This window comes from Paenibacillus sp. GCM10027629, assembly GCF_042676425.1.
Classification (GTDB): Bacteria; Bacillota; Bacilli; order Paenibacillales; family Paenibacillaceae; genus Paenibacillus_K; species Paenibacillus_K terrigena.
In genome coordinates, this window is the sequence record NZ_JBHTGZ010000012.1 from 278,236 (window position 1) to 303,303 (window position 25,068).

Genomic DNA, 25,068 nt, shown 5'->3' on the forward strand with positions numbered 1-25,068 from the left:
GTTTTTATAGGACTCTATCATGCGTTTCATGACCATCTCGATATTCCTGTGGTGTCACCCCGAACTGACGTTTGAACACTTTGATGAAATACGCCGGGTCCAAATATCCGATTTCCTGACTGATTTCATAGACCTTCTTATCGGTCGTTTTCAGCTTGTGACAAGCCCGCTCCATCCGAAGTCTTGATACATAATCACTGATGCCTTCCCCTGTCTCGATCTTATATATTTTGGACAAATGCGTCGGATGCAAGTTCACATGATCCGCAAGTGCGCGCAAAGAGACGTCCAGATGCAAATTTTTCTCCGCAAAAGCTTGAAGCTTCGACACGTAAGTCGACCGGCTGTCTGAGGCTTGATCGGAATTCGCTTCCTGCAGCTTCGTAAGGACACGGAGCGACCAATTCCGCAGCTTGCTAATGGTGGAGAAAGCCTCGCCGTTCTGCATCATCTCCATGTCTGGTCCAATGAGACGCGTCAGACTCTGGCCGTTCCGATGCGCCAAATAAGTAAAGGAAGAACCAATGACGAATCCTGCCTCCATGCAATGCTCCAGCGATTCCGCCCAATCCCGGTCCAGCTCTACGCATACCGCACTGATCTTTTCTTTGACGGCTTCCCAGCGCCCTGCCTCAAGCAGATTCATGAAGGATGGAGGCAGATAGAGCGCATCCAGCGGCCGCTGAGATAGACTCGGATCCACATCCAAGGCACGCGTAACGAATTCACGCTCATCCCCAACAATTTGCCGGAAATAGGACGTCGCCTGCAAATACCGCTCAGGCAACTGCTGAGGAAAACGGAATCCATCGGTCATGACGATGGATATAGAAGCTCGCAAGAACTGCTTGACCTTGTATTGCAGCTGGATCGCCAATTTCTCTAGCTTCGCCCCTCGACCTGCTACCGTACTAATCCCTTTGAATTGGAGGACAAAGGCCAAATAGCCATGCTCCTCCTTCACGCCCCACACTTCGCAAGATTCTCCGAGAATTTCTTGCGCCATATTCATCATGGCATATTCTAACAGCTGAGGCCCCATCTTCTTCGTGTAGTCGGACGCCTCTTCAATCCGAACCAGAAGAAGCACCGCCTCTCCTTCATGGAAGGGTAGCAGGTAGTTCTCCAATTTGCGCTCCCATTCTTCATCTGCCATCGGTTGACCTCGAAATGCATCAAGAAGAAGCTGCCCCTGCAGCAGCGGCAAGTTCTCCCGAAGCGTATGAACCGTCCGTTCAACAGAGCTGATCTGCTCCCATTCCCGGTTCAACTGATCGATGGCGATCCGAACCGCGCCGAATAATTCCTCGTCGGTGGGTGGCTTGAGCAGATAATCTATCGCTTGGTTCTGGAGTGCCTTCTTCGTAAATTCAAAATCCGAATGGCCTGATAAAATAATACATTTAATGCGTCCATCCACGGCTCTAACCCGCTCGATCAACTCAAGACCCGTCATTTCAGGCATAATAATATCCGATATGACAATGTCAATGGGATTTGTCTCTATGATCTGCAGCGCTTCCTGTGCGGAATACGCTCGATGTACTTGTTCAATGCCTAGGGTATGCCAAGGCTTGAACATGGATAGATTATCTACCCAATGCGCTTCATCATCTACTATGATCATCTGCATGCTAGTTATCTCCTTTTTCGGCCTTCTTCAGACGATCTTGTTCATCTGGAGGAAGCTCCCATTGTATCACGGTTCGAAATCCTCCGAGTGGGGACTTCGTAAAATACAGGAATGACGATCCCCCGAATTGATGCATTATTCGCTGGTTGGTATTCCATAGTCCGCAGCCCATCTCCTCTTGAAGCGGTTCCAGCATTTTACGATTCAAGGCTTCTTCGTCCTCCGCTGTCATCCCCGGCCCGTCATCATCCACATAGATCGTGCAATAACGTTCAGAGAATTCTCCAACGATTTGAATAGCACCTGACGAATATGTTTTTCCTATTCCATGAATAACCGCGTTCTCAACAATCGGCTGCAGCAATAGTCGCGGAACATGCTGTGCAAGCATCGGTTCAGGCATGTCGATATGATAGTCTATTCGTCCATTCCGCAATTTCTGAATGTCCAGATAATTCACGAGCAGCTTCACTTCCTCGCTTAGTGTCGCCGTCTCCTTCTCCATGCGGGTCGTATATCGATAATAAGCACTTAAATTATGCGCCATCGATACGACGGCTTCCTCCTCTTTCATTTGAGCCATATTAATAATGTAGCCGAGGCAATTATAGAGAAAATGCGGATTTATCTGCGCTTGCAACTGTTTAAGTGTCGCTTCGCGAGCTCGCAGTTTCTCGTTCAGGACATTTTCGATGAGATCTTGAATTTGACGCGACATCTCATTAAATCGATGGAATAAGAATGAGAATTCACTGCTATCCTTTGAATAAATGCGAACCGTGAAATCCCCTCGCTTCACGCGCTGCAATCCACCGATCAGCTGCTTAATCGGACGCTGCACATTTCGATATAGCAGAATAGAAGCTGTGATACCCACGACAAATAACAAGACCATCGTGAAATAGAATAAATCACGACTATACGAAATGGGGCCGAGTACTTGCTCAAGCGCTACGACATCGACCAGATACCAATTGAGATTCGGCGACTTGATGGAGCTGAGTAGATAGGATTTGCCATCCAACTGGATCACTTGCTGATTCGTATCCCCAAGCGTCATCTCGTCCAAGGCCGGGATCAGCTCATGAATCAGCTTTTGATTCGCTGTTCGGTTCAAGATTGGTGCTTCACCCTTGTGATAGAACACCGTCTCACGCTGCCCGCCAGCTTTATAGGAATCTAGCATATTCTGAATGTTCTCGTTGCTGAAGCTCGCCTCAACGACAAGACTACTGCCGCGAATGACACCTTGTTGACCAAAATTGTCCGTATAGAGCCAATAGAATGCTTTCGGTTCTCCCGCCTCGGGTGACTGACCGTGCCGATATACCCAATTGCTGCTCACGTTCCCTGTGAGATACGTATCATCATACTTGCTATCATTGCTGAAGTTAGATATTAAATCTTTATTCTGCTGCGAATATACCGTATACCTAGCCGGCCATATATTGACAAGCCCCGATTGAAGCACCATTTTCTCCTGTACAGCATATCGCGTCTGCATGCGATCATATCGATCCCCCCAAATCTGTAATCCATTAAATGTCTTCACATTAGGATCCTTCGAGAAGGAGATCGTAAAGTCCATCATTTGCTTAATTCTAGATTCAATCTGTCCCGATAAGAATGCAAGCTGCCTTGTATTGGACATCTGGAGTTCTTTACTCACGACATTAAGCGCAACATCATTCGAATACGAATACATCAGAATGATCGGGATGAACAAAATCACAATCAACAAGTTCATTTTGGCGAACAGACTCTGCCTAGAACCGAATAACCTTCTCCTCATGTAATCGATCCCTCTATGCCATCCCATGCGCAGTCCCATGCCCGAATCCCCCTATTCATGATCCCTAACAAAACCCTATCGAGCCTAACATTGTCATATAGTCTCGCGACATCGCCGCTTGCTACTATTAATAGCAGAGATCCTCTTTTTACACAATTTTATTTTTCTTGAACACGAAATTACAGAAACGGGAGAGCGCCATGGATATGAATACGACGCAACAAACAGCCCTTAACACCGGCAGTCACAAGATGACAAAACGCAGCAACAAGCCCACTTGGATATTACATCTAATGGTCTTACCTGCGGCTATTCTAGTTTTTATATTCTCTTATCTTCCGATGTCGGGCATTGTTATGGCATTTCAGGATTATAAAGCCGCTCTAGGCATTACAGGCTCTCCATGGGTTGGCCTGAAGCATTTTCAGTACATGTTCCAGAACGAATACTTCTTGCAGATTACGTGGAATACATTATTCTTCGCCTGCTCCAAAATTGTCATGAACCTGCTCATCCCATTTATATTTGCCTTGCTGCTGAATGAAGTGCGGCATATGGGATTCAAGCGATCGATTCAGACCTTTGTCTACTTGCCTCACTTCTTGTCCTGGGTAACACTCGGCGGGATTCTGATCGACATGCTCGCACAGACCGGCATTATCAATCAGTTCCTGACCTCCTTGTTCGGGATTAAACCGATCTTCTTCCTTGGTGATGGCTTCTGGTTCCGTCTCACCATCATCTTCAGTGACGTCTGGAAAGAATTCGGATTCAACACAATCATCTTCCTAGCAGCACTGGCAGGTATTAACCCTGCGTTATACGAAGCAGCCGAAGTCGATGGCGCAGGCCGATTCAAGCAGACGCTATATATCACGATCCCTTCGCTAATTCCGATTACGATCGTTGTTGCGACACTCGCACTCGGTAACGTATTGAACGCGAATTTCGATCAGATCTTCAACCTTTACAACCCACTGATCTATCAACAAGGCGATATCATCGATACATTCGTCTATCGAGAGGGTCTACTTACAGGACAGTTCAGCTTCGCAACCGCGGTCAGTCTGTTCAAATCCGTCATCAGCTTGGTATTAATCGTAGTCTCTTATCGACTTGCTTATAAATTCGCAGGGTATCGGATTTTCTAGAAAGGGTGACATCCAATGTATCACAAAACGCTGCCTTATCGAATTTTCTCAATCATAAATTATGCCTTCTTGGCCATTGTTGCCGTACTTTGCTTGTTGCCGATGCTGCACCTATTCATGGTATCCATCAGCTCGCAAGCACCAGCCAATGCGGGTCTGGTGAAATTCTGGCCTATCGGATTTACGTTAGAAGCTTATACCAAGACCTTCGGTAACGCCAATTTCCTCTCATCATTATGGGTATCAGTCGAGCGTACAGTAATCGGGACGGCACTTGCAATGGTCGTCAATACCGCTGCTGCCTATGCGTTATCCAAAGAAGCACATACGTTCCGCGCGCGGAATATTTACCTCTGGTATTTCGTTATTACGATGTTGTTCACCGGCGGACTTATTCCGAGCTATATTTTAATCTTGAAGCTAGGACTTATGAATACATTAGCAGCGCTCATTCTCCCAGGCTTGGTTGGAGTATACAACGTCATCCTGCTGCTTAATTTTTTCCGTGCAGTTCCCAAAGATCTTGAAGAAGCTGCTTTTATGGACGGCGCTGGGTATTTGCGAACATTTATTTCGATCTATCTTCCGATATCGCTGCCCGCGATCGCAACCGTCTCGTTATTCATTATGGTAGGTCATTGGAATGCCTATTTTGACGGATTGATCTACATCAAAGAATCGGAGAATTTGCCGCTCGCGAGCTTCATGCAGACGATTATCGTTCAAGCGGATATGACGAAGTTCGATGCTACCTTCGTCGCTAATCTATCGCAGCGCACCATTCGCGCTTCCCAGATCTTTATCGGCGCGCTGCCTATCTTGTTGGTCTATCCGTTCCTACAGCGTTTCTTCGTCAAAGGAATTGTCATTGGGGCCGTCAAAGAGTAGGAGATCCATCGAAGCGTCTTTCGATTCATCGTTCTTGTGATGATGCATACATCCATTCTTTCCAGAAGAGGTTTGCTTCTGCCATTTTTGGGAAAAATAGATGAATGTTTGATGCATAAGAGCGATCAATTGGAGGCGTATGAAATTGAAAAAAACATCTTGGGCATGGCTTGCAGGCGGCATAATTCTTGCATTAACAGGCTGTGATGCACAGCAATCCGCTATGCACGTATCTGCAGCCCATGAACCCTCAGCCAATGTACAACCGGTAACATCCGATATTATCAATGGCAAAGGCAAAAAAATCGGAACAGCGACATTCACGCAACTCGCAAAAGGTGTCCAAATTGATGTATCCGCATCTGGACTTAAAAAAGGATTGCATGGTATCCATATCCATGAGATGGGCAAATGTGAAGCGCCAGACTTCAAGTCGGCTGGCGGACATTTCAACCCAACCAGCAAAGAGCATGGATTTAACAATCCGAATGGGGAGCATGCAGGAGATCTTGCGAACCTCGTCGTCGGCTCAAACGGCAAAGGTGAAGTGCAATTCGTCAATACTGCAGTGACGCTGCGGAAGGGCGAACCGAACTCCCTATTCAAGGAAGGCGGGACTTCACTCGTCATACACGCAGATCCGGATGATATGCACACGAATCCTGCTGGCAACTCCGGGGATCGAATCGGCTGCGCCGTTATTCGCTAACAACAACTAACCATTCAAGCATAGCCCCCTCAGGCACCTAACCATGGTGCTTAAGGGGGCTATTGTTCGGTATACGCTTCTCACGAAGCAAGATAAACGTCATCAATGCCAGTGATGTCATTACCAGAGCTGCTGGTATCACGAAAATGGTCGGTTGATAACCCGGCACAAGGAATGGTAGCACATAGCCGACCAAGGAAGCGGTCTGCGATAAGAAGACATACAGACTTGATCCAAAACCGACTCGCGTATGGAACATCCGCTGTACGTACCCCATGGCTACGCCATACAAAACAGACACGAAGAAGGAATACAATGGTTGAACCATAAAGAAAATAATGAGCGGCGGTGACAGTGCGTACGTTATGTAGACGACGAGCGCACATAAACTGGCGATGTATATCACCTTTTTACTACCATATTTTGCAGCCCAATAGCCCGCTAAAGTCATAAATAACAGCTCGAACACTGCTTGAGCACTCCACAAATAAGACATCAACTGCGGCTCCTTAAATTTCTGAACAACAACAAGCGGCAAATAAAGCCCGCGCAGCGCATCACCGCAGGAGAGCAATAGGAGCGCAATCAGCATGACGATCGAGAGTGGCTCCCCCATACTCTTCTGGGATAGCGAACCGACTTCTTCTTCTCGGAATACGAGCAGCAAAGCTAATAACATGACATAACCGAGGAGATTTCCCCATAAAATCCCTTTAAAATCAGCGAACAAATAGACATTCGCGCCGACTAAGAGCCCCGTGAAGAACCCTACACTATACGTGGTACGAAGCCAAATTTGAGCCATTTCAAAAAACGCAGACGCATGCCGCATGAAGTGATTGCGAGCCATGGCGAACAACTGCCCCATGATGAGCCCCGAAGGTGCAACGATGAAGATCATGCCAATCAAAGCTATGCCGTATGTAGAGGCTTGCATATAGATCGTAAGACCGATAATACATAACACACTCGCAATAACAGGGAGCGTCTTCTTACGCTTCATTCGATCACTGATCAATCCAACCGCAATCGTCGTGATCATATTCAACAAAAGCGCAATCGAGAAAATTGAGGTAATCTCCCATTTGCTAAGTCCTATACCATCCCTCATATACACCGCATTCATCGGCGCGAGAATGCCCATACCAATACCATAGGCGAACATCCCGATAATTAACGGTTTTGCTCCATGGATGCGGAAAAATGCTGTCATATCGGCCAACCACTTCATCTTTCAGCCACGCTCCTTCTACTCATCGACTTCTATTTAAGGCGTGATTAGTCGAAAATCGATATTCATAGGCGGTGGGAAGCTTGCCATCGCTTCTTCCAGAATCTGCGGAGTGACTTCCGTGTGTCTTGCATTCGCAAGCTGCTTCGCATGATATTGATACCATAGGTCAACGATCCGTACTTCCCCTTCGCGAATGACAGCAAATTCCGTGTTGAATAGCTTCTCGATGAAATCATGCTTATCCAGTTCCAGTGCTGCCGCGCCCATGATGATCTGAATGCGATCGCTTGCAGCGAAACCCGCAGGCAGCGCTTCATAGACATCCCAGGCTTGCTGATAGGCTTGACTTGAAATGAATAGATTCAAATATTCTTCTACAAATGCTCGATCCGGGAATCCATTCGCTAACGCATAAGCTTGTTCGTAGAAGTTGAGCGCTGCAGTTGCATCGCCTTTCTGCGTCTTAACAATGGCTAAATTACGATAGGCCCAAGCGGATGGTGCAATGCGCAACGACTTCTCCCATGCCTCAACCGCTTCTTTCTCAAGACCATACTCGTATAACATCACACCATAATGCAGGAGTGAAACCCATGATGGCTGGTCCGTTCGAGCCATACTATCCTGCAGCAGCTTGAACCAGTCCTCTTGAATCATCCATGAAGATGGAATGCTGTGAACATCCTGATCAGGCAGCTGTCCATCCTTTAGTAGTGCAAGCCACGGATACTGAGGCTCATCGAGTGTGATTTCTTCGAAATGGAATCCAAACGGAATACCACGTTCGCCCAGCTCCTCACGACGAACCCGTTCCAGAGCGCCCCAGCCAGATCCTTTGGACAGAAGTCGATCCGGATGCTTCTCTGCCAATGCTTGCAGCTTCAGATGCATGCGGTTCACTTCATCGTCGCTTAAGACGGAATCCACATGAGCTTGGATGTACTGATTCGCTTCCACCCAAGGCGTCTCTAAGGATTGAGCTGCATCAACATGTGTAACCCCGAACATTTGCGTAAAATCCCATACCGTATTGGCGGGCATTTCGATGCCATGACGCTGTGTGGGAGCAAGCCCACCCTGCACTTCGATGTAATTGCCTTCGCCAGGCTTCGCAAGGAAGTCGCACCAGCGTCTTCCTCCTTGATGATTCCCCCAACAGAACATTTTACGATAGCGAAGCAATGAGGTTGAGCGTTCATAGAATAAACGGCCATCTTCATACGCAACCGCCTCCCACGGTGATGGATGAGCTGCATCAGTCTGGAAGAAGTATTCATTCGAGAAAGGAATTCGCATCGGATACGAGGCGTCAACCTGTGGCGCGGATGGCAAATGAGGCAGATCAGCCAGCCCGAAGCCTTTGACCTCCATATCCATATAGATAACCTTGCTCGTCGACGAGAATACGCGCGCATCATGCGTCTCTTCCACGGCAATGTTGGTCCACCAATACATTGGAACCGGCTGGTCACGATCATTCACCATCCGCACATACACAGCGAGCTGTTCTGCGCCTGGTGGAAGATGACAATCGATGTGCCAGAAAATATTTTTACAACGTTCATATTCATAGAGTCGCAGAAATTCGTTGCCGTCCTCATCCTTAACCGCTGCAGCATGAAGGGGGGAGCATGTCGTAAATGTATGGCCTATCTGCCCGATATTCCACTCAATCCCGCCCGAGAACCACGCATTGAGAATCGATAGATTGGCAGGCTGAAGGACTGGATTTCGATACAAAATTTCGCGATTTGTTCGCTTATCCTTCAGCGAATAGAGACGTCCACCGTATTCTGGCAAGAACGTCGCCTTCAGGATATCATTTTCGAGAATAGTCGCCTTAAGCCCGATATTCTTGCGGTCCCGTGTATAGCGATCCTGCATCCGATAGGGCAAATAACGTTCCCCCGTCTCGTATCCCAAATATTCGCGTTGTTCTGCTGTAAACGTTCCGTTCTCCGCCACGTCACTATGATGATTACGGCTCCTGAACATCGGAAGCGGATTCTCACCTTCTACAGGCGTCCCTTCCAAATACAATGTTGACAAAGTGACTTTCATCGCACTCACCTCACCCATTGATTATTTGCAACTTCATTCCTGTTCCGCCCATGTCAGTTGAACAGCAATACCAGCCTTACAGACGAATTCCTTCGCTTTTCCTTGATAACGAACCTTGCATGTGCCGTCTCGATCGGCAACAATGACCGCTTGTGTCAGCTGCCCGGCAGACCATTCCATGCTTACCGTATAGCCTCCCCTTGCGCGAAGCCCATGGATATAACCCTGCTCCCACGCGGTAGGTAGGGCTGGAAGGAGATGAATATCCAGCAGATGACTCTGCAGGAGCATCTCGGATATTCCCGCAGCTGCGCCGAAGTTCCCATCGATCTGGAACGGTGGATGTGCACAGAACAAGTTCGTATAAATGCCGCCTTTTCGATAGTTGAATGCTTGGTCCGTACCAACCTGCATGAAGTTATCTAATAGTCGCAGAGCACGATCCCCATCGAGAAGCCTCGCCCATACCGCAACCTTCCAGCCCATACTCCAGCCCGTACCTTCATCTCCCCGCCGCGCCATCGTATTCCGCATTGCTTCACAGTAAGCAGGTGCATGTTCTATTGTGAATTGTCTTCCAGGGAAGATCCCGAACAAATGCGAGAAGTGGCGATGCTGCGGATCGACTTCTTCGTAGTCCTCATCCCATTCCATCAAATACCCTTTGCTGCTGATTTGAAGCGGCTTCAGCCGTGCTAACGCATCTTGACATCGGTTCGTAAACGCTTCATCGACACCCAGCAGTCGACTTGCCTGATCTGCAATCGATAACATTTCCCATGCAATCGATAAATCCATCCCCGATGCTTGGGTCACCGATCGCGGCTGTCTAGTCACTGGATCATAGAAGTGATTCTCGGGTGAAGTCGAAGGGCTCGTTACCAGCTGGCCCTCCTCGTTCTCTATCAGCCAACCTAGCATGAATTCCGCCGCACCTTGAATCAATGGCCACGCCCGATCTTTCAGGAAGCATAAATCCTGACCGAACAAATAATGCTCCCATAAATGCTGGCAGAGCCATGCGCCACCCATTGGCCAGTAGGCCCAGGTCGCCTCCCCGGTCGGTCCAACATTGTTCGTCCGCCAAATATCAGACATCGTATGCGCGGTCCATCCGTCACAGCCATATTGAATCCGTGCGGTTTTCGCTCCAGTCACGGCCTGTTCTTCAATCAATTGGAAGAGCGGTTCATGGCATTCTGCCAAATGACAGCTCTCCGCTAACCAATAATTCATCTGTAAATTGATGTTCAGGTGAAAATCTGCATTCCATGGCGGCTGCACCATATCATTCCAAATGCCTTGCAGATTAGCAGGCTGCGTTCCAGGCCGAGAGCTCGATATTAAGAGATATCGTCCATATTGAAAGAGAAGGCACGACATATCTAAATCTTTCTTGCCTTGCGCCATCCGCTGCAGTCGTTCGTCCGTTGGCAATTGCACTGCATGACCATTTTCGGCATCGTACAATTCAAAGTCGACCCGATGAAATAACGATTGGTAATCGGCAATATGAGCAGCTTCTAACTCTAGATAGCTCTTCCCCCGTGCCTTCTGCAGCGTATCTTGACATGACGCCACTGGATTAATGGACGTCAGACCGGGGATCTCATCAAAGCGCGAGTAGCTTGTTGCACTCGTATATAACAATGTAGCATGGGTCGCTCCCGTAATATGAACTCGGTCTGGTTCAATCCGTACCTGTCCATCTGTCTCTGCCACGGTGATCATCGCTGCGAACCGTGTAGATAGACCCTCATCATCATACACAACGGCAGGTTCAATCCCGTTATTATGGTTCTGAACCTTTGTCGGTGCGATTCCCGCCAGCAACAAGCCCTGATCATCGGATGACACCTGATAACGAAGCAAGGAATCCATCGACACCGCTACATCAAATGAATGTTCCGGCGAACGATCAAGTCGTACGACCATCACTTGATCGACGGCAGAAATGAACATTCGGCGCGTATGCTGCCGATCGCCAGAGCCCACCATTGTTGACGCGATCGCGGTATTCAAATCCAGTTCCCTCGTATACACTTCTTCATCCGATAATCCTTTGAAGTCGAGATAGACATTACCTAGCGGCTGATAAGGCTGTACCCCATGCCCGTCCGTTCCGAGCATATGCTGCTCAACTAGCGATTGTGCTTCCGCGAACTGTTTAGCCGTAATATATTCTCTTGCTGCCGATAGATAGTGCAAGGCATCCGGGTTATGCTCCTCGCAAGGATAGCCCGCCCATAGCGTATCTTCATTCATTTGCAGCCGATCACGGTCCTGCCCCCCAAAGACCATAGCGCCAATCCTACCATTCCCTAATGGGAGCGCTTCCGTCCACTGCAATGCCGGTTGTCTGTACCACAATTTCGCAGCTTTTTGCATGACCTTACTCACCTCATTTTATGGTTGTAATGTACGATCAAAGTCGAAAATATTAGCTAAAAAATACAACTATATTCATGAATTCATTGAAATTATATATCACTAAACATAGGAAATAAATAACAATTCTCAACGTCAATCGAGAAACCGGAGTGAAAGATTACAGTCTCCACGTCGTGATGCATGGCAAAGGGTGGATTGCGCTCGATGATGCTACTATAAATCACTTACATCTTACCGCTTATGCAGCAGGAGGCTCATCTGCCTTCATACACGCTAGTCTTTCTTAACAGAAAAACCAGACAGGCTTCCCCCGACTGGTTCTGTTGTGAATTCTGTTGTGTTGATTTTATATCTACGAATAGCCCTACGAACTAAGCATGCCAGATGCGAGGCATGGGCATCGGTTCTTTCCCGAGCTCCGCCCATATGTATTTCAGCAGCAGTTCTGATTTTAAAGACTGGTACGCAGGATCATCCCACAAATTATGGCGTTCTTGCGGGTCCTGTTCGAGATCGAAGATCTCACCATAGGTCTGATTATAATAGACCGTTATCTTGTAACGCTCATCAACGTAAGTCTTCTGATGAATCGTTGTCGGCTCATGATGGAATTCACAGATCGCATGATCTCTCACGCACACATTGGACCCACGCCAGACCTCACTTTGATCAACCCCCGTCATGATCGGCGGGATATCGATACCACAGAAGCTGAGGAATGTCGGCGCCAAATCTACGAGCGATTGGATCGCAGAAGACTGAACTCCGCTTGGCACATGATCTGGATAGCGCACAATGAACGGCAGCTTCATCAAATCTTCGTAATGGAATCCGCCTTTGTACTGGAGCCCATGCTGCCCAAAGAAATGCCCATGATCGGTCGTGAACACGACGATCGTATTCTCCGTGAGATCGAGCTCATCCAGCTTATCCAGAATACGTCCAATATATTTGTCCATCAGACTGATCATCCCGTAATAGGTTGCAACGAGCTGCTTTCGCTCAGCTTCAGGCGTCAAGTGCGAATGATAACCATGAATCCCGTTGCCTGTCTCTCGCAAGTGACTGAAATCCGGCCGTTCCTCCTGCGTCTTGGCAAAATGCGGCGGATTCCGATCATGCTCCCCTGGCGATATACTCGGAATCGTTAGCTTATCGGGATCATACATCGCATCCCATGGCGCAGGTACCAGATAATCAGGATGCGGGTCGAAGAAGCTGGACCACAAGAAGAAAGGCTTATCTTCCGCCTTCGATTCCTCGAGCACCGCATTCGTTCGCTCCGCAATCCACGTATTATAATGAAATTCCTCTGGAATCGGCCACGTGTGCTTGATTGCACGATCCATCGTCCCCGTAGGCGCCACGAAGTAATCTCGCCAGTTCGTACAACCTTTCTCCTCCAGCCATAAAGCATAATGCTGACCCACATGCGCTTCATTCGTATGATTCCGAGCCAATTCCACATGATCGAACCCATAGAAAGGCCCCTTATACGAACGCCAGAATTCCAAGTCCTGCAATTTCGGATAAGCTTCGAGCGAGGGATACGCCTCCGTACCATGAAGCGGCTGAAAGTGAGCTTTCCCGATCAACGCCGTCGTATACCCTGCGGCGCTGAAGTCTTCCCCGACGGTATGGCGGTCCTCGAGCAGCTTCGTCCCTAATGTCCATGCGCCATGTTGACTCGGATACATCCCTGTAATTATCGAAGCGCGTGTCGGCGTGCATGTCGGATTCGGACAATAAGCACGTGTGAAGGTCGTCCCCTCCCGTACTAGTCGGTCCAGATTCGGTGTATGGATCTCACGGTTAAATGCTCCGATCGTATCCCAGTGCTGCTGATCACTCGTTATCATCAAAATGTTCGGTCTGCTCACACAACCCTCTCCTTAAGCATCATAATCTTCATGATTACTTAGAAGATTATCTTGTCTCATCTCATTTGAAAATGACATAATGTGTTTAGCAAAATGTTAGGTTGGAGGTGGCTCATGAAAGAACTTGCCGTCGAATTCGCGGATCTCTGGCACCACATGCCCTCCAAGGTTGAACGTACCGGAGGCTTCTGGCTTGTCCGCGCGGGTCGCAATCTCGCCAAACCCAATTATCATGTGGGTCCGAAACAAATTGATTGTTATGGATTGCATTTCATCGTCAGCGGAGACCTCCAGCTTGTTCATGAGGATGAAGTGATTCAATTGCAAGCAGGCGACCTGTTCTGTCTATTCCCTCACATCACCTATGAATATCGAATCGCCTCGCGTGAAGAGCTAAGGATGGTCTGGCTCACATTGGAAGGTCCGCAAATGCGTGAACTGATGCGAGTCATGGGGCTTTCCGTTCATCATCCTTACCGTTCTTCGGTTGTTGATGAAGCGGTGATACACTTACTGCAGGAGGTGGAGCAGATCATCTGGGATGAGGAGCCAAAATGGCGACGACATCTCCCCCTCCTCGCTGCACTGCTTCGTCTGTTCGAACAGTTAGAGATTCATCCAGAAGAGCACGATATAATCAAAGAACCGCCCAACGTGGATTGGATTCATGAGGTGCATCAATTCCTTCAGCTGCATTACGCGGAACCATTGCGAATTGAAGCGATTGCGCACCTCTTTGGCTTTCATCGTTCTTATTTCACACAGCAATTCACACAAAAGACTGGGCTATCTCCTCAGCAATACTTGCAGCAGCTTCGGCTGGAGCGCGCGAAAGAACTTTTATGCAACTTCAGCTTACCAATCGGCGAAATCGCCTTATCCGTCGGATATCCTGACTTGTACATGTTCTCCCGCGCTTTTAAGCGCCAAGTTGGGTGTTCTCCATCTGCTTATCGCGATGGGACCTGCTAAGTCCGTGTTATACGGCAAAGAGAAGAGCCCTCGGTTTCCCCGAGGGCTCTAAGCTGCTTCTGATTTAACTTACCGTCGCATCCAACAGAATCGCATTGATTCCATTCAAGAAGGCAATAGCACTTGCCTTAATGATGTCTGTATCCATCGCACGTCCTGTATAGACCTTATCTTGATAGACAATCCGAATATTGACCCGTCCGACTGCATCTTTGCCGCGAGAAAGACTGTTAATCTTATAATCCTTCAACTCCACATCGAGTCCGACCAACGTCCGAATGACACTATACAACGCATCTATAGGTCCATCTCCTACACTGCTGTCGGTCAGGATTTCATCCCCTTTTCGCAATCGAACCGTTGCCGTCGGATGCAGCTCGTTGCTTACCACTTGGAACGATTCCAGTTCATAGAGCTGATGCTCGCCTTGTGCTAGTGTCCGGTGATTCGTCACCAGGTAGAACACATCATGGTCATAGACTTCTTTTTTCGCATCCGCAAGGGTTAGAAATTTGTTGAACAACTGCTCGAAGTCCGCAGCATCGCTTGTATCGAAACCCATCTTCTCGACGGCGTTCTTAAACGCATGACGACCCGAACGAGCAGTCAAGATCAATTCCATACTCTCGGCTCCTACTTCCTCCGGTGTCATGATCTCATAGACCTGCTTATCTTTAAGCAATCCATCTTGATGAATGCCTGAAGAGTGCGCAAATGCATTTTCACCCGTGATTGCCTTGTTCACTTGGACATCCAGACCTGTCAAATGACTGACCAAGCGAGACGTTCGTACAAGCTCCTTCGTATTGATGTTCGTCGTGCAGCCATAGAAATTCTCTCTGACTTTTAACCCCATGATGACCTCTTCAAGCGAAGCATTCCCTGCACGTTCCCCAAGGCCGTTAATCGTACACTCGATTTTCTGCGCTCCGTTCTTAATCGCACTCAGCGTGTTCGCTGTTGCCATGCCTAGATCATTATGACAATGGACACTTAGAATGACATCGGGATTTAAGTTCATCAGCCGATCATTGATACGGTAAATCAAATGACCGAATTCCTCTGGAACCGCGTAACCTACCGTATCCGGTACGTTAATCATCGTCGCTCCTGCCTTCACCACAGCCTCAATCGTTCCCCACAAATATTCGAAATCCGATCTTGATGCATCTTCCGTGGAATATTGTACATTCGGCAGTAACGTCTTCGCGTACTTCACCGCATCAACACCCATTTGCAGCACCGCGTCCTTCGAACGGTTAAATTTCTTCTCTACGTGAATGTTCGACGTACCCAGTACAATATGAATCAATGGATTCTGTGCAAGTTTAATGCTCTCATAGACCGCATCAATATCGCCCTTCACGGCACGCGCCAGCGCTGTAATCGATACCGTATCCCCTACACTGCGGGCAATTTCTTGCACCGCTTGGAAATCTCCAAGGGAAGAGGCAGGAAATCCTGCTTCGATAATATCGACTTGAAGACGTTTTAACTGTTGAGCAATCTCTATTTTTTGATGTAAATTCAATTTCGCGCCTGGAACCTGTTCTCCATCTCGTAGTGTCGTATCGAACACGATAATATTGCGACTCATTTGAATTCCTCCTCTAATTTTCGTTCGTTTACCATGTCATGGATGTTCTATATGCGTTAGGTTTGTTAGTTAAACCCGGAATTTAACCAACAAAAAAACCCCGTCTCTATGTATAGAGACGAGGTTGAACTCGCGGTACCACTCTAATTCATTTCTACTTCAGAAATGATCTCCTTCGATGGCCATCACCATCTATCCTTGTAACGGTGGAATTCCGGCTTACCCTACATGATTCAGGCAGCTGTTCATAGACGAGTTCGAAATGAACGACATTACCGCTTCGCACCTACCAGCGGCTCTCTGAAAAGTCAATACACTTCTACTATTTCTAATCGGTACATTTAAGATTCATTCAATTATTTGTTATTATATGGATCGCCAATTGATTTGTCAACCGTATTTTTGACATCTAGTTCAACACACATACACCTGCTTGTACTTGACGGCTAATGATGCTATCCCAATTGATAGGCGCATTTTGGCTCATTGTGACATAACCTATTCCATCGGGCTTATGCCTACTATATTCGCGAAGGGCAGGGAACACATTGGCAGTCTCTTATATGGACTTCACGTCTCCAACCGTTCAGTTTACTTACGATCTGAAGAATAACCCCTTTTACAAAAAGGATGCAAACAACTACATTCTCGCATTATCCGTCAATCAACTTAATACGTTGGGGAATGCCTCACTGCTCGACATCTTCCTCAGCAAAGATAATATTGTGGAGCCTCATTACCATCAGAATGCGACGGAGTTGGTATATGTTATCTCAGGCTCTGCTGTCGTCTCGATCCTCAATCCGTTCACCAACGAATTGCTCAATTATCCGATTCAACCTGGCCAAGTGGCCAATGTCCCGCAAGGATGGTGGCACTACGAGGTCGCGACATCAGATAATACACATCTGCTCGCAATCTTCGACGCCCCAGTCCCAGAATTCATTGCAGGTTCGGATATTCTCCGATTGACGCCAGCACAAATATGGGCGGACACGTATTGTCTGGACGAAGCCAAAGTGAAAGAAACGTTCGCACCAATTACAAAGACGGTCGTCATCGGACCACCAAGTGATTGTAAAACAACGTCAACAACGCAGACGCAAGCAGCCAATATCGTCAACCAGCCTGCGAGTTCCAACACGCCACCTCCAACAAGGCAGCGGCAAGTTATCGGCAACGGACTTAATTTCCAATAAGACAGGACCTACTTCAATTGCTTATTCTATTATAGTGAAGAACACCAGTGGAAGCTTCCACTGGTGTTCTTTGTATATATCCACTCATTTCCCATTGACTTCCAATTTTTATTGTATTACTGTATTGATTAATTAACACAGTGGTATTCATTGCCGGCTTGGAGGCGATCATGGAGTTCAATAAAATCGAACCCATTTATGCACAAATCATTCAAGACATTAGGCTCAAATTGTTCAACGGAACGTATACCCTTGGTCAAGAAATTCCCTCACGCCGCGAGCTCGCCAAGACGCTGGGTGTCAATCCCAATACGATCCAGAGAGCGTACAAAGAAATGGAAGATATGAACCTCATCGTAACGCATCGCGGTCAAGGGAGCTTCATTACAAGTGATGCTGCTGTACTCGCTGTACTCCGGGAAGAAGCATTGCACGAGACCATTGACCAGAGCATGGAGCTGTTGCGATCTTTCGGGAAATCCGATTCAGAGATTCTTACGCTCATTCAATCCTATCTTGAGAGGGGGACGTCTTCATGATCCAAGTATCTAACGCATTCAAGCGATTTGGTAACAAATTAGCGTTAAATGATGTATCGATAACCGTCCAAGAAGGTCAAATCATCGGGCTGCTCGGGACCAATGGCGCAGGAAAATCAACGTTACTCAAAGCGATGGCGGGCTTGCTGAAGCTCGATCAAGGCTCTATCACCTTCGATGGTGTCTCGCCAAGCATTGCCACGCGAGCTTCGACAGCATATTTACCGGAAATGGATATCTTGTATCCATGGATGACATTATCCGATGCCATGAAATACATGCGGGATTTCTACTGGGATTGGGATCCAGATAAGGCACATCGATTATTAGATTACTTCGAGTTAACAGCTTCTTCCCCCATCCGACAGGCTTCCAAAGGCACGCGCGCCAAGATGAAATTACTACTCACTCTAAGCAGGCAAGCGAGGTACATCCTGATGGATGAACCCTTCTCTGGCATAGACCCCTTCGCTAGACAGCAAATTGCACAAGCCATCATCGATGATTTCATCGAGGAAGGACAGACCATTCTTATTACAACCCAAGAAATAACGGAAACAGAGCATTTGCTTGATGAAATTCTATTCCTTTACGAAGGGCGATTGCTGCTCACGGGCCAGGTCGAGAATCTCAAACAAACGCGTAATCAATCGCTACTTGATATCTTGAAGGAGGTTTATGACGGTGCACGCCTTTAGAAGACTGCTGTTAACCGAAATTCGTAATCGGAGAAATGTGTTATGGATTCTGCTATGCGCCCACATCCTCCTGAATATCGCGATCATCTTCCTTACATCGCATACAAGTTCAGATCAGCTTTCGTATTTGATGTCGCTGAATATCACGCTGCTATGCGCCATGCTGATCCTTCCTTTTTTACGCTCCTTCTCCACTTGGCGGGATGAATGGAAGCAGCATTCCATTTACCAACTATTTGTTTTACCCGTTCCTCGCTCCTATCTGCTTCTAACGAAATCCTTCGTTATTCTTCTTGAGGCCTGCATGATCTTCACTATCACAGCGATTTCATTATGGATTCAATACAAGGTTAGCCATGGACTACTATTCCGCGCGGAACCCTTAATCACAATCGATGGTCCCAAACTATTGTTCATCATTAGCATCGTACTCAGTGCCGTTTCTATCGTCCTGCTGTGTGCCATGAGCCTATTCATTGGTCAATGGGTCGGCAAGCTCCCGCTCCTCCTCACCTTCATCAGCTTTGTCGCTGGATTACTCTTATGGTTCATGGTGTTCTCGTTATTCCCTTATTTCTTCACGGTGCTCATGCTAACGATCGGATTAGGCTGGTTCAGCCATTTTTTACTGGAGAAGAAGGTGTACGCCGAATGAGAAAACCTTCCTTTATCAGAGAATTTCTTAGCCATGCAGGACAAGTGGGGAGTATCATCCCAAGTTCACCGTTCCTAACCCGCAAAATGCTGCCGAAAACGATTCCTTGGCATAAGATGCGGCAAATCGCAGAGCTCGGTCCCGGTACCGGTGTATTTACGCAATCGATTCAGCAGCAGATGCCTGCGCATAGTCAACTCTATTTGTTCGAAGCCAACGCTAACTTTCGCGAAATGTTGGCACGGCGCTTTCCATCCTGTTATATGCTGGGCGATGCGCTGCAGTTAGGAGAGGTGGTGAGTGCATCGGGGCGGCCCTTTGATCTCATCGTCTCGGGACTCCCCTTCGCGAATTTCACTGAGACAATAAGAAATCGAATATTTGACGCGATTCATGAATCATTGACACCTAATGGAATCTTTGTCGCCTTCCAATATACCCTACTTCTTAGGCCACAATTCCAGACCCATTTCTCGATGATTGACATCGGGTATACTTGGTTGAATGTGCCCCCCGCATGGGTTTTCAAATGCAAAAAGAGATGCGTTTGATCGCACCTCTTTTACTTGTATCTTCGCATGTCGATAGCATCTCCAGATGCGCTTCGCTGACAACCACTGAGATTATCCTTCTGCTACATCCGCCCGTAATTCTCCCGCAACCTCCATCATCTTGGGAATTACCGCTTCATTGGTACCCGATACGTATATATCCCCTTGATAATACCGGAATGGGATCTTGGTATCATTGTAACTCCACATGAAAAAATCTCCCTCAATGGACATGCTGCCGGTAGCGTTTGTTACTGTAAAAACAGATGTATACGAAAAATCAGGTTTGGATGCAAAATACGCTTGGCACTCTTCCAAAGAAATGGTTTGTGCTGTATTGTCATTTTCCTGAAATTCTCTAGTAATGCGATAGCGTTGACTCATTAAAATGCCTCCATGATCATTCATATTACTCAACTGATGGTTGAAAAATCTTAACATCCTCATGAAAAATTGTAAAGCTGCACATGTCACATCACCATCAGTTCAATCGATGCACCATCTCATTGGCTGCGCATCTCCTCTTCACTGTCCCCATGAATCAGCGAACTTGTTCGAACTGCAATCGTCGCTAGTACTTGTTCCCAGTGCAGCTTCATTTGCTCACGTGTATCTGCATCTGCTAGCTTCTCTTGATGAAAACTGATCGTGATTCTGTCCGGTTTATCGGATAACAGTCGAATTTGCAGTGTAGACGGGCGTTCCCATACCCTCGTGCTCCATGCCATGCGAAGCTGGTGAAGCGGCTTCAATACCCGCAATTGTCCAGAGATGCCATCCCGGGATTCGAAGAATTCCCCGACTTGCAATTGTTGAAGCGTGTTCTCGTCTCCAATCCATAGCGACTTCCCTTCCGAAGAGACGAGATACGCCCACGCCTGTTCTCTCGTGATAGGCAATGTTCGCCTTACACCAACCTGGAAACCGACGCTCGCCGTCTGTCCGACGATTTTATCTGAATTCGAACTTGAAGAGACTTTATGGTTCACCATCACACCTCATCCTTCAATGGATTATTAGCACGAACATAGATGTTCATCAAATAACGAACGTTTGTTTGTATCATAATAAATCTCAAAGGAATTGTCAATTATATCCACAGGATTCACTTCATTTCGATCATTGTTTATCTTCTATACGGATTGCCAATAGAAAACGGCAAGCCACCTCCATGAAGGAAGAGCTTGCCGTTCTTATGCGGTATTAACGATCCACTCGAGCAACGGTGAATCCTGAGGCGAGTGATCGCACACGATTCATCGCCGCTTCAGGCGAAGGACAGTTCGAGTCATACTGCATGCGATAGTGGAATTCGTAGAATCCGCCCACAGTCGCTTTGAAATTGGTCTCCCAATAATTGCTCAATGCCCACACATATAGATGTCTCGGTTCATCACCCGTCTGCTGGGTATGGACAATCCGCTTGTCATGTGCAAGGGAGCCTAACTGAATCAACGGTGTATCCGGCGTCGCTATGAGCAGTGCCTCCTGATCGCCGTTCTCTTGATTCGTAAGACTGAGGCCCTCCTGAATGCAATAGTAATCGAGACACGTGCCAGGCAGTTGATCCACACCCGGTCGAATTGGCGCACCAGCTTTATCGAGCCAGAGCGTCTCGTGGTCTTTCACACCCAGCGTAAACGGCATCGAGATGTAGAGATTCTCCGGATTCCATACGCTGTCCTTATGCAAACGAACGGATACGTCCACACGATTCGAATCAGCATACACCTTCAGATGGACCGAATAATAAGTCATGCCAGCGACTTCATAATGCAGTTCAACCGTTGCGAACAATGACCCTTTGTTGCCTTCCTTCATTTGCACGATTCGTCCAATAGAGCGCTGTACATTCAAGCCCTTACGATTACGGCCCATCTGCCTGCGAACTGCGCACTGGCTTCCCCCATCCCTCGCATCCGCTGCCGGAGTCACCTCATAGATCGGCGTAAACGCATGATGATCACGATCTGCCCGCAGCAGGTCTTCTCCCGTTTCCTTGTTCAACCAGCTTACGATCCCCTCATCGTTCCAGCTGATCCGCACATAATCCGATTCAATCGCATGCCGACTGACCTTAATGCCTTGCTGATCGCCGCCACCTGGATAAATGTCTGCGATATCATAGACTTGATCGGCACCAATCAACTGCACATTGTTCGTTGTTCTCGGTTCAACATGCTTCACGGGCTGCAGATAGAATTCTTTGCTTGCCATTGAATCCAATGCTACATTCACCGTATAGCTCTGATACCCGCTCTTCTGATGAGGAATGACACTCCCCGTAGCCGCATCGATCACTTCCAGCCCATCCTTGAATCGAACGACTTCGTACCCCTCCAGGTTTAATTCAACGAGTTCACGTGAAGGCGTAGGATTTGTATTCAACACCCGATATCGGAAAGGACGATTCGGATACAGAAGTGCTTCACCCTGACTGTGAAGGAGCTTATCCCACGCACGATATGCGAGTGTGCTTGCGTTAGATGCATAAGCTTCCTTGCGAATGCCGAGCCGCATGACCTGCGAATGCCATGGTTCAAAGATCGAAGAATGGAAGCCCCACGTATGTTCCGCGTACATGACCAAAGGCTGCTCGATCGCCGCAATTTCTTGAGACGAAATGACTTCGTGGCTAGGGTCCATCTGCCGAATTTTCCGAAGCGTCCGCTGTGCATCCCGGAACATCTGCGTGTGAAGCGCTGTGGAATTCACGCCGTCCGACCACCAATCCGGCCAATCGCCGCGATACACCGGAATATCGATATCGGATTGTTTGACGATCTCGAAGAAATGGCTTAATGTTGTCATTTCGATTTGAACAGAATCGCCATGCTTCGTATTCCATTCATGGATGAATGCCATTAATTGGCCGTTCGGAGCTCCATTATCTGTCGCAAGGCCCGAGATCATAACAGGGACGAAATCAGCCGGGTACGCTTCCGTTTCCAGCTGCGCCAAATACCGCTGAATCCGTATCTCCGCAATTTCCATCTGATTCTCAACGATTGCAGGCGTCACGAGCTCATCGCGAATCATATAGCTGCCGACCGCATCCGGACAGAGGGCGAGCTCATTGCCGAGCATATAATGATCTCCATTCCAGACGAGCAGCTTGTCCCCGCGGGATGTCTCCCACCAGAATGGGGTCTGCTTGCGGCCTAACGGGAACATCCCGTGATGCGTATGCACGCAAGAGAATAGATGCTGTATTCCTGAATCGATCAAACTCTGCGCATAACCCCAGCTATAACCATTGATATCTGCCGTCATCGCAGAATCCACGTTATGTCCGATACTGCGCCCGTACGTAACCGCCTTGCTAAGAATGCTCCGTAGAAGATGTTCATCTGGCAATTCGGTCATATTCAAATAGGTCCCGGATAGCTCGATATCCCCATTGCGTACTGCTTCTGCAAAATCGGATTGCTCCTGCGGTGTCGCCTGTTCCAAAAATCGTTCCACAGCCCAAAAGGTCTCGCAGCACCATTTGAATCCCTGCCAGGTCGGCTGTCTGCCAGACGATGCATCGCTAAGAATCTGCAAAGCCTGACGAATAAACCCGACATGATACTGCTCGATTTTCTCTTGACGGTCGGTATAACCAATATCGGTATGGGAGTGATGAATCACATAAATTTTCCAAGGTTTCTTCAATGAAATCGCTCTCCTTTGTTCTTCGGTGATGCCCTCATTGTATCGACGATGCGCATGGATGTATTTATGAGAACAAGTCATTTTTTTATAATTTGGAGACATCCCTCGGATCCGGATTTAGATAATAATAGTTCACCATCATATAATCTAAATAGACATTACCCTGATCCCCTGCATCGAATTTGTATTCGCTTCTGCCGGTTACACGAAACTCCATTTCCCGCACAAGTAACATTCAAATTGATCCTATGTTGAAAGGAATGACAGACGATGAAAAAGGAACAAACCGAGGCCGCCATCACAGAACTTTTTTGTAAAAAAGTACATAACGACTCGAAAATCCAGCATGCATCTCTACTGGTGCACTCCGATCGGCTCGGTATTCACTTGAACTTGGCGGAAGGTCGAGCCGAACATCACACGATCCATCCTCAGCAGCCTTTCTACATTGCAAGTATCAGTAAATTGTTCACGTCCGTTCTTATTGGGATGCTGGTAGAAAAGGGGCAGCTCGCCTATGAAGACCCCATCTCACGGTATCTGGACGAAGATCTGCTGCATCAACTGCACTTCTATAAAGGCAAGGATTATACGAGTGAGATCCAAATCAAGCATTTATTAAATCATACGTCAGGGCTTCATTGCTTTTTCGAGGATCAACCGAAGCAGGGGAAATCGATGATTAATTTGATTGTCGACGAACCAGAGCGAACATGGACGCCGCAGGAAGCTCTGCTGTGGGCCAAAGCCCATCTACACGGACATTTTCCACCGGGAAAAGGATTTCATTACTCAGATACGGGCTATCATCTCTTGGGGCTCATCATTGAGAAAGTTACCAGCCTACCTTATCACGATGTTCTGCATATTTATATTTTCGCGCCACTCAGCATGTATGACTCCTATGTTGCACCCGGTAAACCGATGCGCCGAAGTGAATATCCATTAGCACGTTTATTCGTTCGACACATCGATGTGACGGATTATAACAGTATTAGCTTCATGTACGCCGGTGGCGGGATTGTATCGACGACGGAAGACCTGCTGCGTTTCATGCGAGCTCTTGTGCGATATGAGTTGGTTAGCGTACAGACGATAGACACGATGATGAGGGATTGGGCGAGATTCTTTCCAGGGATTGATTACGGCTATGGAGTGATGCGTTTTCGAGCCATCCCCCTCCTTATGCCGGCCAAATACCATGCCTGGGGCAATGCCGGCTCAACAGGGTCCTTCATGTTCTACCATCCCGCTACTGACGCATATCTGATCGGCAGCATGAATCAGTTCCGATACCATCAGAAGGGTATCAGGCTTATGATGCAGACGATCGATAAGCTGCTGAAATGCGATGCCTGAACGAAGCTATCAGATCCCCCCAACGCATCAGAAAGAGCTCCGCGAATCGCGGAGCTCTCGATGCTTATCTAGACTTTCCACTCGCCGGATGGGATCGAATGT

General features: G+C 47.7%; 21 protein-coding genes and 1 other annotated feature. Of the genes, 10 read left to right on the forward strand and 11 right to left on the reverse strand.

Features of this window, described 5'->3' with window-relative positions; genetic code table 11:
- Positions 1-4: 4 nt before the first annotated feature.
- Entirely contained in the window at positions 5-1,633 is a 1,629-nt protein-coding gene (locus ACFQZR_RS21930; protein WP_379349888.1) for a response regulator transcription factor, read from the reverse strand.
- Position 1,634: 1 nt separating this feature from the next.
- Positions 1,635-3,464 carry a sensor histidine kinase gene (locus ACFQZR_RS21935; protein WP_379349890.1) on the reverse strand — a complete coding sequence of 610 codons (1,830 nt, stop codon included), beginning with the start codon at positions 3,462-3,464 and terminating at the stop codon, positions 1,635-1,637.
- 161 nt (positions 3,465-3,625) lie between these two features.
- Here ACFQZR_RS21935 and ACFQZR_RS21940 point away from each other — a divergent pair, with 161 nt between their 5' ends.
- The 3 genes from ACFQZR_RS21940 to ACFQZR_RS21950 all read left to right on the forward strand — a co-directional run bounded on the left by ACFQZR_RS21940 (position 3,626) and on the right by ACFQZR_RS21950 (position 6,173).
- Entirely contained in the window at positions 3,626-4,576 is a 951-nt protein-coding gene (locus ACFQZR_RS21940) for an ABC transporter permease (protein ID WP_379349892.1), read from the forward strand.
- 15 nt (positions 4,577-4,591) lie between these two features.
- A complete protein-coding gene (locus tag ACFQZR_RS21945; protein ID WP_379349894.1) occupies positions 4,592-5,464 on the forward strand; it encodes a carbohydrate ABC transporter permease in 873 nt (290 codons plus the stop codon).
- A 139-nt stretch (positions 5,465-5,603) separates the two neighbouring features.
- Positions 5,604-6,173 carry a superoxide dismutase family protein gene (locus tag ACFQZR_RS21950; RefSeq protein WP_018755897.1) on the forward strand — a complete coding sequence of 190 codons (570 nt, stop codon included), beginning with the start codon at positions 5,604-5,606 and terminating at the stop codon, positions 6,171-6,173.
- Between the two features lie 37 nt (positions 6,174-6,210).
- Here ACFQZR_RS21950 and ACFQZR_RS21955 read toward each other — a convergent pair whose 3' ends face one another.
- The 4 genes from ACFQZR_RS21955 to ACFQZR_RS21970 form a co-directional block, all read right to left on the reverse strand.
- The gene (locus ACFQZR_RS21955) at positions 6,211-7,404 is read right to left on the reverse strand and encodes an MFS transporter (protein WP_379349897.1); all 1,194 of its coding nucleotides are present in this window, start codon (positions 7,402-7,404) and stop codon (positions 6,211-6,213) included.
- Positions 7,405-7,440: 36 nt separating this feature from the next.
- The gene (locus ACFQZR_RS21960) at positions 7,441-9,468 is read right to left on the reverse strand and encodes a DUF5107 domain-containing protein (RefSeq protein ID WP_379349899.1); all 2,028 of its coding nucleotides are present in this window, start codon (positions 9,466-9,468) and stop codon (positions 7,441-7,443) included.
- 33 nt (positions 9,469-9,501) lie between these two features.
- The gene (locus tag ACFQZR_RS21965) at positions 9,502-11,856 is read right to left on the reverse strand and encodes a glycoside hydrolase family 95 protein (protein ID WP_379349901.1); all 2,355 of its coding nucleotides are present in this window, start codon (positions 11,854-11,856) and stop codon (positions 9,502-9,504) included.
- Between the two features lie 374 nt (positions 11,857-12,230).
- On the reverse strand, positions 12,231-13,718 hold the full coding sequence (locus ACFQZR_RS21970) for a sulfatase family protein (protein ID WP_379350945.1): 1,488 nt from the start codon (positions 13,716-13,718) through the stop codon (positions 12,231-12,233).
- A 135-nt stretch (positions 13,719-13,853) separates the two neighbouring features.
- Between ACFQZR_RS21970 and ACFQZR_RS21975 the strand changes: the two genes are divergently transcribed.
- Positions 13,854-14,711 (forward strand): helix-turn-helix domain-containing protein, encoded by an 858-nt coding sequence (locus ACFQZR_RS21975; protein WP_379349903.1) that lies wholly within the window; start codon positions 13,854-13,856, stop codon positions 14,709-14,711.
- Between the two features lie 64 nt (positions 14,712-14,775).
- On the opposite strand, the gene ACFQZR_RS21980 is transcribed toward ACFQZR_RS21975, so the two are convergent.
- On the reverse strand, positions 14,776-16,308 hold the full coding sequence (locus tag ACFQZR_RS21980) for a 2-isopropylmalate synthase (RefSeq protein ID WP_379349905.1): 1,533 nt from the start codon (positions 16,306-16,308) through the stop codon (positions 14,776-14,778).
- A 111-nt stretch (positions 16,309-16,419) separates the two neighbouring features.
- Positions 16,420-16,653 (reverse strand) — a binding site (T-box leader).
- Positions 16,654-16,856: 203 nt separating this feature from the next.
- Here ACFQZR_RS21980 and ACFQZR_RS21985 point away from each other — a divergent pair.
- From ACFQZR_RS21985 to ACFQZR_RS22005, 5 genes are all read left to right on the forward strand, one after another.
- Positions 16,857-17,507, forward strand: coding sequence for a cupin domain-containing protein (locus ACFQZR_RS21985; RefSeq protein WP_379349907.1), 651 nt, complete (start codon positions 16,857-16,859; stop codon positions 17,505-17,507).
- Between the two features lie 170 nt (positions 17,508-17,677).
- Complete coding sequence (locus ACFQZR_RS21990) at positions 17,678-18,046, forward strand: GntR family transcriptional regulator (RefSeq protein ID WP_379349909.1); 369 nt, start codon at positions 17,678-17,680, stop codon at positions 18,044-18,046.
- Entirely contained in the window at positions 18,043-18,744 is a 702-nt protein-coding gene (locus ACFQZR_RS21995) for an ABC transporter ATP-binding protein (protein ID WP_379349911.1), read from the forward strand. The genes ACFQZR_RS21990 and ACFQZR_RS21995 overlap by 4 nt, the downstream gene beginning before the upstream one ends.
- Positions 18,731-19,399, forward strand: a complete 669-nt coding sequence (locus ACFQZR_RS22000; protein ID WP_379349913.1) for an ABC transporter permease — start codon at positions 18,731-18,733, stop codon at positions 19,397-19,399. The genes ACFQZR_RS21995 and ACFQZR_RS22000 overlap by 14 nt, the downstream gene beginning before the upstream one ends.
- Positions 19,396-19,950, forward strand: coding sequence for a class I SAM-dependent methyltransferase (locus tag ACFQZR_RS22005; RefSeq protein ID WP_379349915.1), 555 nt, complete (start codon positions 19,396-19,398; stop codon positions 19,948-19,950). Before ACFQZR_RS22000 ends, ACFQZR_RS22005 begins: the two co-directional genes overlap by 4 nt.
- A gap of 72 nt (positions 19,951-20,022) precedes the next feature.
- Here the strand turns inward: ACFQZR_RS22005 and ACFQZR_RS22010 are convergent, their stop codons facing one another.
- The 4 genes from ACFQZR_RS22010 to ACFQZR_RS22025 all read right to left on the reverse strand — a co-directional run bounded on the left by ACFQZR_RS22010 (position 20,023) and on the right by ACFQZR_RS22025 (position 23,842).
- Positions 20,023-20,334: a hypothetical protein gene (locus ACFQZR_RS22010; protein ID WP_018755909.1), complete on the reverse strand. Its 312-nt coding sequence runs from the start codon at positions 20,332-20,334 to the stop codon at positions 20,023-20,025.
- Between the two features lie 119 nt (positions 20,335-20,453).
- The gene (locus ACFQZR_RS22015; RefSeq protein WP_379349917.1) at positions 20,454-20,942 is read right to left on the reverse strand and encodes an SRPBCC domain-containing protein; all 489 of its coding nucleotides are present in this window, start codon (positions 20,940-20,942) and stop codon (positions 20,454-20,456) included.
- A 211-nt stretch (positions 20,943-21,153) separates the two neighbouring features.
- Positions 21,154-23,607 (reverse strand): glycoside hydrolase family 38 N-terminal domain-containing protein, encoded by a 2,454-nt coding sequence (locus ACFQZR_RS22020; protein WP_379349919.1) that lies wholly within the window; start codon positions 23,605-23,607, stop codon positions 21,154-21,156.
- 85 nt (positions 23,608-23,692) lie between these two features.
- Positions 23,693-23,842, reverse strand: a complete 150-nt coding sequence (locus ACFQZR_RS22025; RefSeq protein WP_379349921.1) for a hypothetical protein — start codon at positions 23,840-23,842, stop codon at positions 23,693-23,695.
- Between the two features lie 35 nt (positions 23,843-23,877).
- Here ACFQZR_RS22025 and ACFQZR_RS22030 point away from each other — a divergent pair, with 35 nt between their 5' ends.
- Positions 23,878-24,966, forward strand: a complete 1,089-nt coding sequence (locus tag ACFQZR_RS22030; protein WP_379349923.1) for a serine hydrolase domain-containing protein — start codon at positions 23,878-23,880, stop codon at positions 24,964-24,966.
- The last annotated feature ends 102 nt before the right edge of the window (positions 24,967-25,068 follow it).

Coding starts and splice junctions, on each gene's coding strand:
- ACFQZR_RS22015 (WP_379349917.1), bottom strand. CDS start 20,942: ATGGTGAACCATAAAGTCTCTTCAAGTTCGAATTCAGATAAAATCGTC.
- ACFQZR_RS21955 (WP_379349897.1), bottom strand. CDS start 7,404: ATGAAGTGGTTGGCCGATATGACAGCATTTTTCCGCATCCATGGAGCA.
- ACFQZR_RS21980 (WP_379349905.1), bottom strand. CDS start 16,308: ATGAGTCGCAATATTATCGTGTTCGATACGACACTACGAGATGGAGAA.
- ACFQZR_RS21990 (WP_379349909.1), top strand. CDS start 17,678: ATGGAGTTCAATAAAATCGAACCCATTTATGCACAAATCATTCAAGAC.
- ACFQZR_RS22025 (WP_379349921.1), bottom strand. CDS start 23,842: ATGTTACTTGTGCGGGAAATGGAGTTTCGTGTAACCGGCAGAAGCGAA.
- ACFQZR_RS21935 (WP_379349890.1), bottom strand. CDS start 3,464: ATGGGACTGCGCATGGGATGGCATAGAGGGATCGATTACATGAGGAGA.
- ACFQZR_RS21975 (WP_379349903.1), top strand. CDS start 13,854: ATGAAAGAACTTGCCGTCGAATTCGCGGATCTCTGGCACCACATGCCC.
- ACFQZR_RS21965 (WP_379349901.1), bottom strand. CDS start 11,856: ATGCAAAAAGCTGCGAAATTGTGGTACAGACAACCGGCATTGCAGTGG.
- ACFQZR_RS22005 (WP_379349915.1), top strand. CDS start 19,396: ATGAGAAAACCTTCCTTTATCAGAGAATTTCTTAGCCATGCAGGACAA.
- ACFQZR_RS21995 (WP_379349911.1), top strand. CDS start 18,043: ATGATCCAAGTATCTAACGCATTCAAGCGATTTGGTAACAAATTAGCG.
- ACFQZR_RS21930 (WP_379349888.1), bottom strand. CDS start 1,633: ATGCAGATGATCATAGTAGATGATGAAGCGCATTGGGTAGATAATCTA.
- ACFQZR_RS21960 (WP_379349899.1), bottom strand. CDS start 9,468: ATGAAAGTCACTTTGTCAACATTGTATTTGGAAGGGACGCCTGTAGAA.
- ACFQZR_RS21950 (WP_018755897.1), top strand. CDS start 5,604: ATGAAATTGAAAAAAACATCTTGGGCATGGCTTGCAGGCGGCATAATT.
- ACFQZR_RS22030 (WP_379349923.1), top strand. CDS start 23,878: ATGAAAAAGGAACAAACCGAGGCCGCCATCACAGAACTTTTTTGTAAA.
- ACFQZR_RS21970 (WP_379350945.1), bottom strand. CDS start 13,718: ATGATAACGAGTGATCAGCAGCACTGGGATACGATCGGAGCATTTAAC.
- ACFQZR_RS21940 (WP_379349892.1), top strand. CDS start 3,626: ATGGATATGAATACGACGCAACAAACAGCCCTTAACACCGGCAGTCAC.
- ACFQZR_RS22010 (WP_018755909.1), bottom strand. CDS start 20,334: ATGAGTCAACGCTATCGCATTACTAGAGAATTTCAGGAAAATGACAAT.
- ACFQZR_RS21945 (WP_379349894.1), top strand. CDS start 4,592: ATGTATCACAAAACGCTGCCTTATCGAATTTTCTCAATCATAAATTAT.